At 55.7% G+C, this 17,820-nt stretch carries 13 protein-coding genes; 7 read left to right on the top strand and 6 right to left on the bottom strand.

Translation table 11 applies throughout. From position 1 onward, the window contains the following. The first annotated feature begins 26 nt into the window (after positions 1-26). The 6 genes from ACSSVV_RS11325 (at position 27) to ACSSVV_RS11300 (ending at position 7,589) form a co-directional block, all read left to right on the top strand. Complete coding sequence (locus tag ACSSVV_RS11325; RefSeq protein ID WP_454106252.1) at positions 27-2,381, top strand: response regulator; 2,355 nt, start codon at positions 27-29, stop codon at positions 2,379-2,381. Positions 2,382-2,414: 33 nt separating this feature from the next. Continuing rightward, positions 2,415-2,603, top strand: coding sequence for a DNA gyrase inhibitor YacG (gene yacG, locus ACSSVV_RS11320; RefSeq protein WP_011786133.1), 189 nt, complete (start codon positions 2,415-2,417; stop codon positions 2,601-2,603). 142 nt (positions 2,604-2,745) lie between these two features. Continuing rightward, positions 2,746-3,306 carry a YfaZ family outer membrane protein gene (locus tag ACSSVV_RS11315; protein ID WP_023011314.1) on the top strand — a complete coding sequence of 187 codons (561 nt, stop codon included), beginning with the start codon at positions 2,746-2,748 and terminating at the stop codon, positions 3,304-3,306. 118 nt (positions 3,307-3,424) lie between these two features. After that, positions 3,425-5,656: a hypothetical protein gene (locus tag ACSSVV_RS11310; RefSeq protein WP_454106251.1), complete on the top strand. Its 2,232-nt coding sequence runs from the start codon at positions 3,425-3,427 to the stop codon at positions 5,654-5,656. Positions 5,657-5,725: 69 nt separating this feature from the next. Continuing rightward, positions 5,726-6,658, top strand: a complete 933-nt coding sequence (locus ACSSVV_RS11305; protein WP_031211385.1) for a glucosaminidase domain-containing protein — start codon at positions 5,726-5,728, stop codon at positions 6,656-6,658. Positions 6,659-6,689: 31 nt separating this feature from the next. Then, complete coding sequence (locus ACSSVV_RS11300; protein WP_454106250.1) at positions 6,690-7,589, top strand: acyltransferase; 900 nt, start codon at positions 6,690-6,692, stop codon at positions 7,587-7,589. A gap of 26 nt (positions 7,590-7,615) precedes the next feature. Here the strand turns inward: ACSSVV_RS11300 and ACSSVV_RS11295 are convergent, their stop codons facing one another. The 5 genes from ACSSVV_RS11295 to zapE all read right to left on the bottom strand — a co-directional run bounded on the left by ACSSVV_RS11295 (position 7,616) and on the right by zapE (position 16,347). Beyond that, entirely contained in the window at positions 7,616-10,291 is a 2,676-nt protein-coding gene (locus ACSSVV_RS11295) for a LuxR C-terminal-related transcriptional regulator (protein WP_454106249.1), read from the bottom strand. A gap of 271 nt (positions 10,292-10,562) precedes the next feature. Beyond that, complete coding sequence (locus tag ACSSVV_RS11290) at positions 10,563-11,924, bottom strand: DUF1329 domain-containing protein (protein ID WP_454106248.1); 1,362 nt, start codon at positions 11,922-11,924, stop codon at positions 10,563-10,565. A 33-nt stretch (positions 11,925-11,957) separates the two neighbouring features. Then, positions 11,958-13,811, bottom strand: coding sequence for a DUF1302 domain-containing protein (locus ACSSVV_RS11285; RefSeq protein WP_454106247.1), 1,854 nt, complete (start codon positions 13,809-13,811; stop codon positions 11,958-11,960). Positions 13,812-14,029: 218 nt separating this feature from the next. Next, a complete protein-coding gene (locus tag ACSSVV_RS11280; RefSeq protein WP_014422096.1) occupies positions 14,030-15,214 on the bottom strand; it encodes a thiolase family protein in 1,185 nt (394 codons plus the stop codon). Between the two features lie 35 nt (positions 15,215-15,249). Further along, the gene (gene zapE, locus ACSSVV_RS11275; RefSeq protein WP_031210185.1) at positions 15,250-16,347 is read right to left on the bottom strand and encodes a cell division protein ZapE; all 1,098 of its coding nucleotides are present in this window, start codon (positions 16,345-16,347) and stop codon (positions 15,250-15,252) included. Between the two features lie 236 nt (positions 16,348-16,583). On the opposite strand from zapE, the gene ACSSVV_RS11270 reads away from it, so the two are divergent. Further along, a complete protein-coding gene (locus ACSSVV_RS11270; RefSeq protein WP_011786143.1) occupies positions 16,584-17,021 on the top strand; it encodes a YhcB family protein in 438 nt (145 codons plus the stop codon). A 43-nt stretch (positions 17,022-17,064) separates the two neighbouring features. On the opposite strand, the gene ACSSVV_RS11265 is transcribed toward ACSSVV_RS11270, so the two are convergent. Beyond that, positions 17,065-17,808, bottom strand: coding sequence for a Nif3-like dinuclear metal center hexameric protein (locus ACSSVV_RS11265; protein WP_454106246.1), 744 nt, complete (start codon positions 17,806-17,808; stop codon positions 17,065-17,067). Between the last annotated feature and the right edge of the window lie 12 nt (positions 17,809-17,820).

Raw genomic sequence — 17,820 nt, 5'->3', positions numbered from 1 at the left:
TGTAGTCGACACAGGGAACTTGTGCCTTGCCTTCAAACCAGTTCTTCAAGCGTTTGGGTCTGCGCCCACTGGCACTGCGGTTGCTGGGGTGGGTGCTGCTGTACAGCCTGATATTGTCACTGGTGGCGACGGGCGTCCAGATGATTGGCGAATTCGAACGCCAGAAATCGGAATTGCAGAGCAGTCAGGAGCGCGCCGCTGACCTTATCGCCGGCGGCATGAGCACCAACCTGTGGGTGATGAATTTCAGCGAAGTAGCCAATAGCCTGGACGACATGCGTTCCATGCCTTTTATTGGCTATGCACGGGTGATCACAACCACCGGCGAAGAATTCAGTACCGGCTCCTACCCTGAAGGCCGGGTAATTACCCAGACATTCCCCCTCGAATTCAACCGTTCCAGTTTTGACCGTCCGCAACGAGTGGGGGAACTGACCATTGTTTCGTCTATTGAACAGGTATACCAGGATATCCTCGATCGCGCCCTGCTGAATCTCCTGTTCCAGTCCATTGTGGTGATGCTGGGCACATTGGGATTGCTGTTGATTGTACGGGTAGCACTGTCCCGCCACCTGGAGACCATGGCGGACTATGCGGCCAAGCTGAATCTGGATGCACTTGTTGAGCCTCTCAAACTGCGCCGGCGCAGCCCTTCCCGGCCGGACGAGCTTTCAGAACTGGAACATGCATTAAACAAAATGCGCTTGCAGATTCTTGAGGACACCCGTTCCTTAAGGCAGACCACCATCCAGACTCAGGGCGAACGGGACGAAGCCATCCGGGCCAATCACGCCAAGAATCAGTTTCTGGCCAATGTCAGCCACGAGCTGCGTATTCCGCTTCAGTCTGTCCTCGGTTACGCCAATTTGCTGACCGACACGCCTCTGGACCAGGAGCAACGGGAGTATGTGAATACCCTGCTCAATGCCTCGGAAAGCCTGTCTTCCATCATCAATGACCTGCTGGATATCTCCAGCATGGAAGCCGGCAAGCTGGAGCTTGAGGCTATTCCTTTTGACCTGCGCGAAACCCTGAACGACCTGATTCATATGCTTGGCTCCAGGGCCCGGGAAAAAGGTCTGGCCCTGGAAGTACGGGTGGATGAAAACCTGCCCTGGGCGCTGACGGGCGACCCTGTACGCATTCGACAGGTGTTGCTGAACCTGTTATCCAATGCCATCAAATTCACGGATTCCGGCCATGTGCTTATCAGCATTGAGGTTCTTGGCAGAAAAGAAGGCAAAGTGCGCCTACGGTTGGCGGTTGAGGACACCGGGGTTGGTATAAATCCGGAGGATATACCTCTGGTATACGAGCCCTATGTTCAACTTGGTCAACGCTTCCAGCGTCAGTTACCTGGTGCGGGGCTCGGGCTCACCATCTGCCGTCAACTGGTCGATCTGATGGGCGGCTCGATGGATCTGGAGAGCCGGCCCGGCGAGGGCTCTACCTTCTGGGTGGAACTGTCACTTCAGGAAGCAACCGACGGCTCCGCCAAGGTGCGGCCGGATTCAAGGCAGGTGCAGGGCCGACGGGTTCTGGTGGTCGATTCCTACGAGCTGTCGCGCAAGATTACACTGGAGATGCTTTCGCGTTATGACGTTCATATTGATGCCGTGCGTTCAGCCGGAGAAGCGCTGACCGCCTTGCGACAAGCCTTTGACGAAGGGATTCCCTACGACGCCACGATTCTGGATGGCTTCGTGCCCGACATGGATGCGGATTTGCTATGCCGCCAGGTACGGAGTAACCCGCAATGGGCCGAAATGAGGCTTCTGATCCTGTCCTCCAACCCCCAGCGAGGGGATGCCGAGCATTTTCGCCAGGCGGGTGCTGATGCGTTCCTCAGCAAGTCTCTCCGGGAATCCTACCTTATCCCGATTCTGAACCAGCTCTTTACCCACGACACCCAGCAAGAGCGCCGTTTTCTTACCCGCTTCTCTCTGAATACCATGGCGGATGCCGGAAGTCGCCAGCGAGAAATCCCTTGCGGCCGAATGCGGGTACTGCTGGTGGAAGACAATCCCGTAAACCGCACCCTTACCCGGCGGTTGCTGGAGAAACTGGGTTGCGAAGTACTGACGGCAAACGATGGCCAGGCCGCCACCTCTCTTTGGCAATGGCACCAGTTTGATGTGGTTTTCATGGACTGCGTTATGCCCCGGATGGACGGTTACGAAGCGACACGCCAGCTCCGCGCCTGGGAAACCAACCATGGTCGCAGACGAGTACCGGTTGTCGCGCTGACAGCCAGCGCCATGGAGGAAGATGAGGAACGCTGCCGCCAGGCCGGCATGGATTCCTTTGTGGCTAAACCTGTCAACCTTGAAATGCTACGGGCAGTGCTGGAACAATATTGTCAGGCTTCAGCAACCTCCTGATGGAGCCGCAAGTCACCTGCCCGGAATCAAGCTATGAATGTAGAGTGCCCCACCTGTAAGAAATCCGTGGAGTGGAGTGAGACCAACCCCTGGCGCCCCTTCTGCTCTGAGCGCTGCAAGTTAATCGATCTGGGCGCCTGGGCCAATGAGGAGTATCGGGTGCCCGCTGAAAATGCTTCTCCTGATGATCTCGATCAGGGTGGCGAGGTTACCCGCCATTGACGTTTTGGTTGCCAACCACTTACGGGCTTTTAAGTTGTTAACCCGCAGGCAGATGTTTAACATCCATCGAAGTTGAAACTATCGTTTATACCGGCAGTTACGCCGGCCACGCTTTCATAACGACAGCAATAAAGGTGTACACATGAAGATTACCCGCATCTCAGCACTGGCATTTTCTCTTGCCGCTGCGCCGGCTCTGGCCAGTGATCTGGACCTGAGCCTCACCAACGATTCGGTTAAGGGTCAGGTTAACTTCTTCGGCAGCCAGGACGAGCTGCAACTGGGTGCCGGATACACCTACCATGAAGGTAGTCGCCACATTATCAACGCCGATTTCCATGCCCAGGGCCGTACCGCTCTCGGTAACCTGCCAACGACTGCCGGCATCGGCATGCGTGGCGTCGGCTGGGATGACGACGATGTTGATGGCGGTGCCATCGGCCTTGGTGGTTTCGCCACGGTTAACATTCCGACCGTGCCCGGTCTGTCGTTTGGCGGCAGCCTGCACTACGCTCCAAGCATTCTGTCGTTCGGAGATTCCGACGACATGACCAGCGTGGAACTTCGGGGCAGCTACCGTGTTATCCGGAATGCGGAAGTGTTTGCCGGATACCGCTACCTGAATACAGAACTGGATTTTGCCGGTTCTCCCGATGTGAATCTGGATGAGGGCGTGTTGGCCGGTATCAAGATCTTCTTCTGACCGCTTCGCCTCGGTTACCCGGCGCCCTGCCGGGTGACTGATTCGTGCAGCCATTCACGCCCTGCCCTCCTGATTACTGCTAGTCTGTCCGGACATTTGCAAACCGGACTGCGCTTTCATGAGACTGACAATCCCTTCCATACTGGCTACTTCCCTGTTGCTTTCCGCCTGTGGGGGCGGAGATAGTGCGATTGACGGCGCCAAAGACATCCCCAACCGGTTCGGCAACACTCAAAACGCGCTGGACGATTTCAGTTCCGGCAGTACCGGGGATTCCAGCAACGCCCGGGGCCTGGAGCCAAACCAGGTACGGGTTACCATGGAGCTACCCGCCAATCTGGCGCCAGAAGGCGAGCAAACCCGGCGAAATCTTCGCATTGTGATTCCCGACCAGGTTCGGGTGTACCGAACCAACACCAGCGAGCAGAAATTTGACGATGTTCGCTATTCCACCGAGAAGGGAACCGACGGCCATTTTATTCTGACCTTTGATAATGGCGTTCCGATTGGCCCGGATGTGATCATTGAGGCACGTTACGGCACGGCCACCATGACAGCCCTGGCGGCAGACGCCGACCGGGATGTGAAGGTGAACCCCTTCTCCCATTATCTGGTTACGGAGGTTCTCTGGAACCGGTATTCCACCAATGATTTTCAGACAGTCATGGCCTGCGTGGATAACGCGTCCTGCCTTAATAAATATGTATGGGGAACCCTGGCCGACCAGGTACACGATTTCGAGATTGATATCCCGGAGAACGCCAACATCAGCCAGGCGACGGCCAGCTTGGGAGCCCGGGCTGATTTTGCCAGTTATGTTGGAGATATGGCGGACTACGCGTTACTCGGCCAGGCATCGTCAGACCGCATTTCCGCCAGTGCAGCCGATTACAACTCGGTGTTTTTCGGCCTGGAGTTGGGCCAGACATTCCGGGAATCCAATGTCTCTGGGGCCGGCCAATGGGGCGTTCGTATGGCTCAGGAAGAACAGCTGACTGAGGACAACCGCGCCTTTTTGTATCCCGCACTGACGCTCACGTCGTTCGATGCCTTCAACCTGAACATCACGTCTCTGGCCACGGACATACCTTACGATCGCCAAACGCAGATTCACGGTTTTTTCGAGCGGAATAATTCCGGCATTCCAGAGCAGCTCTTTTTCGAGCGCGGGACCGAAACCTGGGAACGAAACAGCCATTCCAGCGCCCCAGGCGCTGCCACACTGACCACCGAAACACCGGCTCGCTTGCTGGCAGGAAGAGCCTTGTACCAAACCATCACCAAACGAAACAGCAGCCTGATCAATGGCTGGACCAGAAACCCGTACTATCTGGATGCCTTCACCTCCGAACCGGTGAATGACCAGAGCGGGCCGGACCGGGTACTGACCAACTATTTCACCGGCGGCAAAGCGATCGCACTGGAAGATGATAACGCCAAGCTCAAACGCCAGAACATTCTCGAAAACCACTACCTGAGCGTATTCGAGCTACACCTTCAACGTGCGGAGGCATTCCAGATCTCCGATATGGCCGGACAGGCCTATAACGTGACCTACCTCACCACCCGCTTTTCCGATGAAGCCCCTGCGACATTCGAAACCGGGCACGGTCAGTGGACATTCGGCTCAGCGAGCGATCAGACCCTGAACGGCACCACCAATGTGGATCAGTTCACCCTGGCCCGCGACGCCTCCGGTGGCGTAGCCACACCCGATACCAGCAACGACACCTGGAATCTGATTAACCGACGTTCCCGCCTGAGCTCGGGTGATATTTATATGGGGCGGCTGGGGTTGTTCCGCAACGAGATCGACGAACGAACCGACTTCAACGACCCCAACTTTGGCATCCCCGACATGGGCCTGGGGGCGGCAACTCCAAATCAGGACCTGATGGCCTTCAATCTCAACGATGGCACGTTGGGCAGTGGCCTGCTAGTGGCAGGAAAAACACTCACAAACGGCGCACTGACAGAAGGCACCTATCGGTTACAGGGCGCCATAGTTGGCGTGACCCAGGAGGAAAACCGGCTCTACCACGTGAACAACGCGCGGCTGAACCTGGCGAATAATTCTGCCAGCTTCGAGGGCACAACCATGATGGTGAACCACCTTATCGAAGACAACGATGTGGAGGCCCCTGAAGAACTACCGATGCAGTTTAATGGCAGCGTCACAACAACATCGGAAGGGGGTATTTCGATTACCGGCGCCGGAGAGTACGAGATGCACGGTTTCTATACCACGGCCGGCAACCAGATCTTTTTGGTGATCAGCGACAGTACCGGGCTGGAAGTGAAAACCGGGCTATTGCTCGCAACCCTTGTTGAGGAATCCTCCGCGCCTTAAAACCTGAACCGCGGACAGCCCCGTATAACCTGTTATAATTCAAGCCATATCGATAGTAACGAGGGGTTTATGACTGCAGTTAACCGGGCGCTGATGCTGTTCGTACCGTTGTTTGCGTTTGCTTTTGCAGGTGCCATCTACACGCCAACCGCCAGTCAGAACACCCTGCCGGGAGAAGGGGAAGGAGAGGTTATCCTGTCTTCCCTGCCTCCACTTCCAAAATGGGCGAATGAGGGCCTCCCGGACTTTTCCAGGTATCAGGACACCACTGAAAAGAAAGTCGCCTTCTTCTCTTACCTCTACCCCAGAATTGTTCTCGCCAATTCCCGTATTCTGCTGGAACGTGAATATCTGGCATCACTTGAGGAAAAGGCAACACTGAGCAAAGATGAACTCGCCTGGTTAACGAACCAGGGAGATCGGCTGCGTATTGATGCTGAGCCTGGAAGTGACAAGCAGTTTGCCTTGCTTCGGAAACGCCTGGATGTCATCCCCCCTTCACTGATCCTGGCTCAGGCAGCGAATGAATCCGCCTGGGGGACCTCCCGGTTTGCGACCGAAGGTAACAATCTCTTTGGTCAATGGTGTTTCTCCCGGGGCTGCGGGCTGGTTCCGCAGAGTCGAATCGAGGGTGCCAATCACGAAGTGGCAAAATTCCCGTCACCTTATTACTCCGTACGCTCCTACATTCAGAACCTGAACCGTCATCCCACCTACCAAACGGTTCGGGATATTCGGCTCGCTGATCGCAAAGCCCGGAAACCCCTGTCTGGATGGGAGCTTGCAGAGGGCCTTCTGGGCTATTCCGAACGCGGTGAAGAGTACATAAAAGAGATTCGCGCCATGATCCGTTACAACAACCTGGAGTTCTACGACAAGGAGTTCAGAACCTTGCTGGGTGACCGGACCCCTGCTCAGTTTGAGCGCCTGGCATCGGCTATCCCGGATACAACACTCCTGCCCGGTGGTTCCGGTGGCCAAGCGACCCCATTCGAAGGCTGATTCCCGAACCTGACAAATCTGAGATTTTCCAATGCTTGATTTCTTGCCTGCACCGCTAAAAGGTGCTCTTGCAGTCCTGTTGATACTGATCAACACCCTGGTGTTTCTTCCGCTACTGCTGCTGGTAGCGCTGGCCAAACTGATTGTTCCTGTCCGGCCGTTTCGTAAAGCGTGCACCATCGCGCTGAACACCATTGCCTGGTACTGGATCGGCTTCAACAACACGTTGGTTAAACTGCTCCACAGAGTAGAGTGGGATGTTCGTGGAACAGAGAAACTCAGCAAGGAGCACTGGTATTTTGTCACCTGCAACCATCAGAGCTGGGCTGACATTCCCGCTTTTCAATATGTACTGAACAGCAAAATCCCACTGCTGAAGTTCTTCCTGAAAAAGCAGCTGATCTGGGTGCCTTTGTTAGGAGTTGCCTGGTGGGCTCTGGATTTCCCGTTTATGCACAGACATACCAAGGAACAGATCGCCAAACGCCCGGAACTGAAAGGCAAGGACATTGAAGCGACAAAGGCCGCCTGTGAAAAATTCCGGTACACACCAGTGACCATTTTCAATTTTATGGAAGGCACCCGTTTCACCCCGGAAAAACACCAGCGCCAGAACTCACCTTACAAGCATCTGCTGAAACCCAGAGCGGGCGGCACGGCCTTTGTATTTGGCGCCATGGGCGAGATGATTCATACCATGCTGGATGTCACTATCGTGTATCCCGGTGGTCGACCCGGCATCTGGGACTACCTGTGCGGACGGGTGCGCAAGATCGTGATCGATATTCGCACCCGCGAAGTGCCGGAGCGTTTTCTTGGAATGGATTACGAAAACAACCGGGAGGTCAGGGTCGACTTCCAGCGATGGGTAAGTGAGATCTGGGCGGAGAAAGACCAGCGAATTGAAACACTGTTGGCCGAAAACAGCTAACGAATAATCCCTGCGGGGCTGCGGTATTACAGCAGCCCCAGCTCCCGGGCCCGGACAATTGCCTGTGTCCGTGATTTAACATCCAGCTTGGCGTTTATCCTTCTGGCGTGGGTTTTCACGGTATGCAGCGAAATGTGCAATTTGTCGGCGATTTCCTGGTTTGATAGCCCCTGGGCGATCAATTCCAGAACGCCCTGCTCTCGATCACTGATAGGCTCGGCCAGGGGGTCTGCCGCCGGTGCCACGGGCTCACAACCAAACAGCCGCCCAAGCGCTGCGGTGAAGTCCCCGTTATCAAGATGGCGATAACATTTGTCCATCAACGGGCCAAGCTCTTTCATAAGCTCTGCAAAGGGGCTTATAAAATGCTCCCGGCTCGCCTGGGCAACGACGCTCTCCAGCCTCTTCCGGGCGGCAGGAAGGCCTTTCTCGGCTTCCAGCAGAACAGCATCCAGCAAACCCGCATGCAGCTGCAGCCCCCAGGGCATGCCGCCCTCGTATTTCTCTGAGACAGCATCCAGATGTTCCCGGGCTCTCACCAGGTCGCCATTGGCCATATCAGCCCGCACCTGCAAGCAATCCAGCAGGCCTGGCATCATCGGGAAAAGCTCTGGAACACATCCACCTTTACGGTAAGGTTCCAGTTTGGCGATCGCCTGCGTCGCACTGTAGTGTTGGCCTTGAGCCAGCCAACAGCTGGCCTTCAACGCTTCCAGAACCGGTACGTACAGGCTCTCATCCACCTGCCAGGTATGCATGGTGCGCTCTGCCCGGCCCACCCAGACGAAGGCATCATCCATCCGGCCCTGGGCGCGACACATCAGTACCCTCAACGCCATGGCGAGCAGCAACCCGAGATCACGGGTCTGTTCGGCATGACGGGCACAGTTGACCAATAGTCGATCGGCTTCCGTCAGACGCCCCTGATGCCAGAGCACCAGAACCAGATTCAGCTGCAGGCGGGTTTCCCCGATTCGTGCCGGCCGGCTAAGCTCCTGCATGGCCGTATCCAGCCCGGTTCGCAACAGTTGCTCCGCGTGGCGCAGTGCCCCTTTGCCCAGTTCAATGCGGGCATGGGCGTATACCGCCAGGGCCTCGGACCCCGAATCGCCAGCTTCGCGGGCCAGCTTGGAAGCAACGCGATTGGCATCCCGAGCCTCCTGAAAAGACCCGGCCGCACAAAGCGCGCTCGAACGAACAATTTGAGTCACCAACTGCGCCTGGGTCGACATACTACCCATCGCCAGCGCCTTGTCAGCCATGGCCAACGCGGGCTGCACAAAGCCCTCACCGCGCAATATAAACGCCTTCAAAGCGTAGATGCGGCCCTCATGCTCGTTCCGGTCCCGGTCATTGAAGCCTTCAAGAAGCTGCTTTGCCTGCTGGAACTGACCACCAATGGCATGTACCCAGCCGTAAACAATACGCAGCCGGGCGCTTCGCTCCAGCAATTCTGCAGGCAGGTTTTTTCTCAAGCTCAACAAAGAGGCAGTATCCTGGCCCAGTAACAGCGCCTCGGTACTCTCGGAGGCAATGCGCACGACCTCATCGCTATCACCGGCCAGGACCGCATACTTTAATGCTTCCGGGAATTGCTGGCGCTGCTCGAACCATCGGCTGGCCATAAGCATTCGGGTGATGTAGCCCCCCATCACCGGGGTTTGCAGCCAGGCCTGTAGCAATGGGTTCAGGCGATACCACCGGCCCCGGCCAGGGACCGGCTTCAAGGGCAGACCACGATCAGCAGCCTCAGACGGTGGCATCCCCGACTCTGACACGGAAGGCTCGATAGCGAAAAACAACTCATCCGAACAGCTGTCCATCTCGGCAATCGCCCGCAGTGATTTCAACTGAGCGGACCCCAGCTGGGCCGCAATACAGTCTTTCAGGAAACGCTCTACCGAAGGGGTTTCGTGCAGGGCCCGACGCTCCCCGCCCTGTTTCAGCTCCCGCCGATACAGTGCCAGTGGCGTTGGCCAACCTTCAGTCAGCCCGAATAAATGATCAATCGCGACGCTGGTAATCAGGCTGTCGGAGCGCGCTTTCGCAAAAAACTCAAAGGTTTCAGACCGTGAAAACTCCAGAATATCGGGTCCCAGCCTGGTGTAGTTGCCATTCAATTCCAGTGTGTGGCTCTCAAAGGGCACCGGAAGCCGAGAAGCCATGGCAACGGAAAGACCCGACGGCAGATGGGTGACCAGCTGATGCAATAAGCCGCTGACCGCCGGATTGGTAAGATAATGGACATTGTCCAGAACCAGCACTTCTCTGGCCTCGCGGGCCTGCCGACCTCGATTGACCAGAAGCATGGTCAAATGATCTTCAAAGGTACCGCCATTGGGCGGCAGCACCTCTGCCAGCCCTAACGCTATCGCAAGTATTGACAGAAAACGGGAGGGGGCATTGTCGCCGGCATTCAGGGCGATCCAGCGAACATTCACATCCGGTTCACTGGCAAGCGCACTGACCAGTGCGTGGGTTTTACCATAGCCTCCCGGTGCTTCTAACTGAAGCAACCGCCCCGGCTGCAAGGCCTGGCAGATTATTCGATCCAGATCCGGCCTTGCCAGGGTATCGCCTGGTACAGAGGGAACCCGCAGCCGGTGCTCCATAAGATCCCGCACCAGCTCACCGCTCTGTAGACCACTGTTCGCGGTCTGGAACTCGTCGTTGGCTGCACAGCCTTCTTTAAAGGATTTCACGCACTGCCCCGTTTGAAACCGGCCAGACGAAAGCCTGAACCGGAAAATAAGAGTCTTGCTCTTGCCGAAAACGGCATGGCGCCCTGCATGGGGTACGCCTTTAGTATGAGTCTTCAGGGAGAGGTTAAACTAAAGCAGGTGCCTGCTGCAAAAAATTGACGGGGAAAAAAGAGGTTAGAGGCGAATTTTTAACGCGGGAGACAAGATCAAACGGCAAAAAAAAAGCGAGCCGTGGCGGCTCGCTTTTTCTAACAGCTTTGAAGAGCCGCTATTAACGGGTACCAGCGCGACGCAGAGCCGCCGGCGTATAATCCCGGGACTGACGATCAACACCAAAGGTGTACGGCTGGTTTTCCTCGTTGGTCAGGCCAGAAGCCAGGTAACGACCGGAAAGCAGATCGTACAGTACTTCGATGGCGTACCAGGGTACGTTCTGGTCATAGAACTGCATTCCATGTGCTTCTGCTACACGCCAGAGCTCGCCACGGCCATCGTAGTGATCGATAACCGCTGCCTGCCAGGAGTCTTCATCAATGTAGAAGTCACGCTGGGCGTAAACGTGGCGCTCACCGTCTTTCAGAGTTGCACGTACGTGCCACACCCGGTGCAACTCGTAACGGGTCAGATCCTGATTGATGTGTCCGGCTTTGATGATTTCATCGTAGCTCAGGTCGCGATCCACCAGCTTGTAGGAGTTGTACGGAATGTACATTTCCTTCTTGCCCAGCAGTTCCCAGTTGTAGCGATCGGGAGCACCGTTGTACATGTCGAAGTTGTCAGAGGTACGCATGCCATCAGCCGCGGTACCCGGACCATCATAGGCAACCTGCGGAGCACGACGAACCCGACGCTGACCGGCGTTATAGATCCACGCCCGGCGCGGTTCTTTTACCTGATCAATCGTTTCATGTACCAGCAGTACGTTGCCCGCCAGACGCGCTGGCGCAGTAATAGCCTGCTTGAAGTAGAACAGAACGTTGTCGTCTTCACCCGGCTGATAATCGTTCAGGTAAGTACGCCATGTCAGTTCGTCCTGGAACTTGACCACTGAGTAGTCGCCACCGGCCGTCGGAGTAACCTGGCCAACGTTCCGTTGCACCGAACCACCGCGATACCGGGTGATATGGTTCCAGATAGCTTCCAGGCCGTTCTGGGGAATCGGGAACGGCGTCGCGCTCTCATAATTACCCAGGCCGTTACCGTTCTGAATCAACTCCACCTTGGTGGCGTTTTCAACGGTCTCGTCCATCACCTCTTTCGGGTACGCCGCCGTACGATGGGTCGGATACACCGGAATCTTGTAATCAGCGTATTGACGAATCATCGCCACCTGGCCTGGAGACAGCTTGTCGGCGTACTGATCAACATTGCTCTGATCGATAACAAACTCAGGCTGCTCATCAGGGAACGGATTCACATAAATACCGTCGCCTTTGTAACCGGCTGGCGGAGTCGTTAACCCGCCGGTCCACGCCGGGATGGCGCCACCGTTACCGGACTTCTCTGCACCCATCGGGGTCAGAGTGTCTCCCAGTTTGGCCGCTTCTTCTGCAGAAACCGCGCCCCAGGCCTGACCGGTAAAGAGACTTGCAGCCAGTACACCTGTGGCCAGTAGTTTCTTGTTTAATTTCATCTAAATTACCTCGTTGAACGAATTCGGTCCGGTTCAGAATGAGTAGGAAACGCTCGCACTCACGAAATCACGGTCGGTCAACTCGTTATACGGTTTGCCACCGAAAAAGTTTGTGTAGCCGATGTTACCTGTGATTTTGTTCTGGTAGACACCAGTCAGCGAGAGACCAATAGACTTGTTACCCTCATTGAACGCGCCTCCTGGCTGCGGGGCATAGCCTTTCACATCATGGCTCCAGGCAATCTGCGGTGACAGATTAATACCTGCGACAACGTTCGGATAATCCCAGACGAATCGCGCACGATAGCCCCAGGAGAAGTCGGTTACAAAACCATCGTTGGTGCAATAGTTAGTGTTGATGTTCGCGGATTCCCCGGACTCACACTGCCCATTGGGCAGAACACCAATACCAAAGGGCCCTGAACGGCCATAACGAGCCTCGTCCTTGCCTGGGAGATCGTGCACATAGGTTGCACCGAACTCTGTAATAAACGACAGGCGGCTTGCACCCATGACCTGATCGAAGAACTTGATCAATGTCATTTGAGCCTGCGATACACCGTAGCGGTCATAGCCTGATACTTCTCCGTTATCAGTTGTGCCAAACTCTGCCTGCAACCGCTCCGCTTCACGCTGATACAGCAAACTGGTATCACGCTGAAGGCCACCATAGATAAGTTCAAAGGCGTTCCACTGAATTGGCAACTTATCCCGATAACTATATTCGGCACCAAGGGACCAACCGCCAGGTGTAGTCGTGTTGATACTGATTCCGTAAAGATCAATACCTTCCGGATACTCGATGAAGTAGCTTGGGAAACGCCCCCCAGCCGCCTGGTTACTGGTAACACCGCTGATGTAGGGAAGCCGACTGTTGTACTTGATGTAGTAGAAGCCCAGCTCTGAGTCATTCAGTGCAGGTACATACCATCGCAGCGCAACACCAAACTGGTCCTTCGAATCTGCTTCACGATCCCCAAGGCGTGGCGCAATGAAGCCCTGCTCATAAGCTTGACTGTCTGACAACTGACCAGCTAGGAGAACCGGACCGCAGCCATCAGCCACGAAATCATTTGTGGAGAAGAAGGTACCACAGTCATCTATGCGAACCTTTTCCCAGTCGGTCTGAACAAAAGCCTCAACGGTGACGTTCTCGGTAACACCAGCAGAAATGTAGAACATCTCAACTGGCAACAAAGCGTCCTTCAACTCCGCACCTGGCGCCCTGAAGGCCGGCACATCAATCGGGTTTATCGTATTGATACCACCTTGAATGAAGGTGCTTTCGCCCCAGGATACCACCTGTTTGCCATAGCGGGCGCTAACGGGGACATTGCCGAAATACCAATCAGAAAACACATAAGCGTCGAGAATCTCACCGCCAGAAGCATTGTCCTGGCCATCAGCACTGAGTTGCCGCCGCTGGCCCACCGGATCAACAGCGCGGTTTTCATCTTTGAGTTCAAAATCATACCAGTAGCGACCACGGAGCAAACCACCAACCCGCGTCAGGAACTGACTATCTACTGAATAATCGAGAAAAAGTTCGCTGTTACCTTTTACAACTTTGGAGTAGGTATCACCTTTTTCAAAGTTCAAATTGCCATCATCGTAGTTATTCGTGGATGCACCGATATTGGAAAATTCGGGATCACCCCCAAACTGGACTGGAGCGTATTCGGGGCCGAGGTTACCCTGAGCAATCAAACGCTTATCTGCATCCTGGACTCGCCAGCCAATACCCGCACTTAGCGTGGTATTGAACTGAGCCTCAACATCCCCCATGTAGAACGAGTATGCTGCTGCCTGGCCGGACACGCCGGCGGCTATGGCTACGGCAAGTGGTAACTTGGTCCAACGCTGCCACGGTTGAGTTTTTCTTGTCATTGGAAGGCTACTCCGTTGTTGTTCTGAGTCGCTGCTCGATTGTTCTGGTGTTAGGTGTCCTGACGGCTGTACACACAGTGCCGTGATGATTGCACTATAGCTAAGCCTTTCGGGGGCTTTGATCAGTCAAAAGTATGATTTTGCTGTCACTCTCTGTTCAGCCGGGGCTCGCACTCCCTCACTATAGACAAGATTCAGGAGTGCAACCACCTGTCGTCTTACAGCATTTCGATCGCCATTGCGGTGGCTTCACCACCTCCGATGCAGAGCGCGGCAACACCCTTCTTTTTGCCATAGCGCTTGAGGGCATGCATCAGGGTAACCAGAAGACGGGAACCGGTCGATCCAACCGGATGCCCCTGGGCACAGGCACCACCGTGAATATTCACTTTGTCCGGATCCAGGCCCAGCTCTTTGATAGGCATCATGGCCACCATGGCGAAGGCTTCGTTGATCTCGTAAAGGTCAACATCGTCCTTGGTCCAGCCGGTTTTCTGGAAAAGCGTCTGGATCGCGCCCACTGGCGCACAGGTGAACTCGCTGGGATGCTGGGACTGAGTGCTATGGGCAACGATCCGCGCCAGGGGCTTGAGGCCACGTTTTTCGGCTTCGGATTCACGCATCAGCACCAGTGCTGAGGAGCCGTCAGAAATGGAAGACGCGTTTGCCGCAGTCACCGTACCGTCTTTGGCAAACGCCGGGCGCAGTGTCGGAATCTTCTCAATGTTGGCGTTGTGGGGCTGCTCATCATCCTCTACCACCACCTCGCCCTTACGGGTCTTGACGGTAACGGGGATGATCTCTTCTTTGAGCAGGCCTTCTTCAATCGCTTTCTTGGCACGATTCAGGGAAGAAATCGCGTAGTCGTCCATTTCTTCCCGGGTATAGCCTTTCTTGTCCGCCATTTCCTGGGCGAAAGATCCCATCAAACGGCCAGTCTCGGCGTCTTCGAGGCCATCCAGGAACATATGGTCCTGGGGCGCCTGCCCAGGCCCCATGCGGTAGCCCTGGCGGGCGCCCAGCAAAATGTGAGGCGCGTTGGACATACTCTCCATGCCACCGGCTACCATGATGTCGTTTGAGCCGGCTTTGATCAGGTCATGGGCGAACATGGTCGCTTTCATGCCGGAGCCACAAAGTTTGTTAATGGTGGTGGCGCCAGTACTGTCTGGCAGTCCCGCCTTGCGCATGGCCTGGCGAGCGGGCCCCTGTTTCAGGCCAGCCGGCAGCACGTTACCCATAATGACTTCCTGAATATCGGCAGGCTGCAGGCCGGCGCGCTTCACCGCCTCAGCGATGGCAATTGCGCCCAGTTCCGGCGCGGAAACCGGGGCAAGACTACCCATAAAACCACCCATGGGGGTGCGAACACCGCTCACGATGACAACGTTGTCCTGACTCATGCTGTGACCTCTCTGTTGGTTCTTTATGATTCTGGTTATGGTTTGTGGGGCGCTTCGAGATACTCCTGGGATTGCATTTCCAGCAACCGGGATTCCGTGCGCTCGAATTCAAAGCTCAGGCGCCCGCCCGAATAGAGCTCGGTGATGGGCGCCGCAGCGGAGATAATGACCTTGACGTTGCGGTCGTAGAACTCATCGATCATGTTGATAAAACGGCGCGCCTGGTCGTCCTTGTCGCCACCAAGCACCGGTACATTGCTGACGATAATGGCGTGGAACTGGCGCGCCATTTCGATGTAATCGTTCTGACTCCGGGGGCCGTCACACACGTCTTTGAAGTCAAACCAGACCACATCGTCTGCGTGGGCCTGGGCCGGAATCTTGCGACCGTTGATTTCCATGGTTTTACTGTGCTTCGCCGCTTCGACGGCCAGGGCGTCGAAACTGTTCCGCAAGCTGATATCCGCCTCATCATCCAGCGGACAGTGATAAAGCTCTGCCTGCTCCAGGGTACGCAGGCGATAGTCCACGCCGCCATCCACATTCACCACATCGGTGTACTTCTTTACCAGCTCAATGGCAGGTAGGAACCGCGCGCGCTGGAGGCCATCTTTATAAAGGCCATCGGGGACGATATTGGACGTACACACCAAGGTAACACCACGACCAAAAAGCCCATCCATCAGCGTGGCAAGGATCATGGCATCGCCAATGTCGGAAACAAAGAACTCGTCGAAACAGATGACACGGGTCTCGTCCGCAAACTTTTTAGCCACCATCTCAAGGGGGTTTTTCTCCCCTTTCAAAGCTTTCAATTCGTTGTGAACGCGCTGCATAAAACGGTGGAAGTGCACCCGCATCTTGCGCTCGAATGGCAGCGACTCAAAAAAGGTGTCCATCAGATAGGTTTTACCCCGGCCAACGCCGCCCCAGAAATACAGGCCTTTAACCGGCTCTTCCCGGCCCTTCTTGAGTTTGCGGCGCAGTTTGGCCAACCCTTTGTTGCGCTCGTTTTCAGCAGCCACCAATTTATCGTACAGTGCCTGCAAGCGTTGAACTGCATCTACCTGGGCGGGGTCCTTGTGAAAATCCGGGCGTTCAAGATCCTTTTGGTAACGCTCCCAAGGGGTCAGGTTCGCAACGGTATCGGAGGACGTGGCTGCAGTCATCAGGCTTCCTGAATAGTTGAGTCGAGTGAAAAATCGGCGCGGTATTGTCGCCTATTTCGCGCTTTTTCGCCACGCCGGGCGGCTCTCGGGGCAATACGACGATTGGCTCAGTGTTTCAGCATGGGCTCAACCGGTTTGGGGCGTTATACTCCGTTTACGGGGATTGGCTCACTTCCAGGCAATATAAGGACGATTTTCATATGACAAACCTGATTCTGGCGGCAGTTGCCGCGTTGGTAGTTGGCATTGTCATCGGGATTCTGGTTGGCCGTTCCGGCCAGGGAGCAACGTTGCGGCAGCGCCGGGCGGAGCAGCAGATTGAAGAGCTGCGCAGCGAGTTTACGCGCTATCAGGCCCAGGTGAACGAACACTTTATGGAATCCGCGCACTTGTTGCGCCGGTTCAACGACGCCTACCGGGATGTGAACCAGCATATGGCTCGCGGCGCCAACCGTCTGTGCAATGACGAAGACTGGATGGAAGAGCTGGACCAGAAATCCAAAGGCAGACTGGAGCATGGCAGTGATGGCGAGCCTTCAGAACCTCCGAGGGATTATGCACCCAAGGCCGACCCTGAGGCCAAAGGCACGCTTGCCGAGGACTACGGTCTGGACAAGGGCGAGAAGCGCCCGGCTTGATTCGAAATCAGAGGCTGCGCCACGCGCAGCCTGACAACGATCTTCATACCGGATTATCACAATCGATGAAACGGTGTGTAACACCAAACGCCTCAGCAATCGCCGCCCCTAACGCCTGCACTCCATAACGCTCTGTCGCGTGATGGCCCGCCGCAAAGTAATGAATGCCGCATTCCCGGGCGGTATGAGTTGTCGGCTCCGAGATTTCACCACTGATGTAGGCGTCTACGCCCGCCTCCAAAGCAACGTTGATAAAGCCCTGAGCGGCGCCCGTACACCAGGCGACGGTTTTGATTTTGTCTGCCCCGCCACCAACGTGCAACGGCTGCCTGTGCAGAGCCCGAGCCATCTCTAACTCAAACTTTTCCACTGACAAGGGCTCCGGCAACTCACCCTGCCAGACCAGCCCCCCCAGCGGCCTAGGATTCTGGATCCCGAGCACTTCGGCCAGTTGCCGGTTGTTGCCATACTCCGGATGATCGTCCAGTGGCAGATGGTAGGCGACGAGGTTGATGTCGTTGTCCAGCAACTGCTTGATCCGGTTTTTCTTCATGCCACGGATGGCCTGATCTTCGCCTTTCCAGAAGTAGCCGTGGTGGACAAGGATCATGTCTGCGTTTTGTGCGACTGCGGCGTCGATCAGTGCCTGCGATGCCGTCACTCCCGTCACGATAACGCCTACGCTCTCCTTACCCTCTACTTGCAGCCCATTGGGAGCATAGTCCTGAAAATTATCGGGCTGGAGCCATTCGGCTATTTTAACGAGGATTTCGTTTCTAAGGGCCATGACACCTCTCCT

The sequence above is a fragment of the Marinobacter sp. MBR-105 genome (assembly GCF_053628895.1).
This window is presented reverse-complemented; position numbering and strand designations above follow the sequence as displayed.

What these genes read in the sequence shown, in the direction of transcription:
- ACSSVV_RS11265 (WP_454106246.1), bottom strand. Translation starts at nt 17,808, where the DNA reads ATGGCCCTTAGAAACGAAATCCTCGTTAAAATAGCCGAATGGCTCCAG.
- ACSSVV_RS11310 (WP_454106251.1), top strand. Translation starts at nt 3,425, where the DNA reads ATGAGACTGACAATCCCTTCCATACTGGCTACTTCCCTGTTGCTTTCC.
- ACSSVV_RS11300 (WP_454106250.1), top strand. Translation starts at nt 6,690, where the DNA reads ATGCTTGATTTCTTGCCTGCACCGCTAAAAGGTGCTCTTGCAGTCCTG.
- ACSSVV_RS11285 (WP_454106247.1), bottom strand. Translation starts at nt 13,811, where the DNA reads ATGACAAGAAAAACTCAACCGTGGCAGCGTTGGACCAAGTTACCACTT.
- ACSSVV_RS11280 (WP_014422096.1), bottom strand. Translation starts at nt 15,214, where the DNA reads ATGAGTCAGGACAACGTTGTCATCGTGAGCGGTGTTCGCACCCCCATG.
- ACSSVV_RS11315 (WP_023011314.1), top strand. Translation starts at nt 2,746, where the DNA reads ATGAAGATTACCCGCATCTCAGCACTGGCATTTTCTCTTGCCGCTGCG.
- yacG (WP_011786133.1), top strand. Translation starts at nt 2,415, where the DNA reads ATGAATGTAGAGTGCCCCACCTGTAAGAAATCCGTGGAGTGGAGTGAG.
- ACSSVV_RS11290 (WP_454106248.1), bottom strand. Translation starts at nt 11,924, where the DNA reads ATGAAATTAAACAAGAAACTACTGGCCACAGGTGTACTGGCTGCAAGT.
- ACSSVV_RS11305 (WP_031211385.1), top strand. Translation starts at nt 5,726, where the DNA reads ATGACTGCAGTTAACCGGGCGCTGATGCTGTTCGTACCGTTGTTTGCG.
- ACSSVV_RS11270 (WP_011786143.1), top strand. Translation starts at nt 16,584, where the DNA reads ATGACAAACCTGATTCTGGCGGCAGTTGCCGCGTTGGTAGTTGGCATT.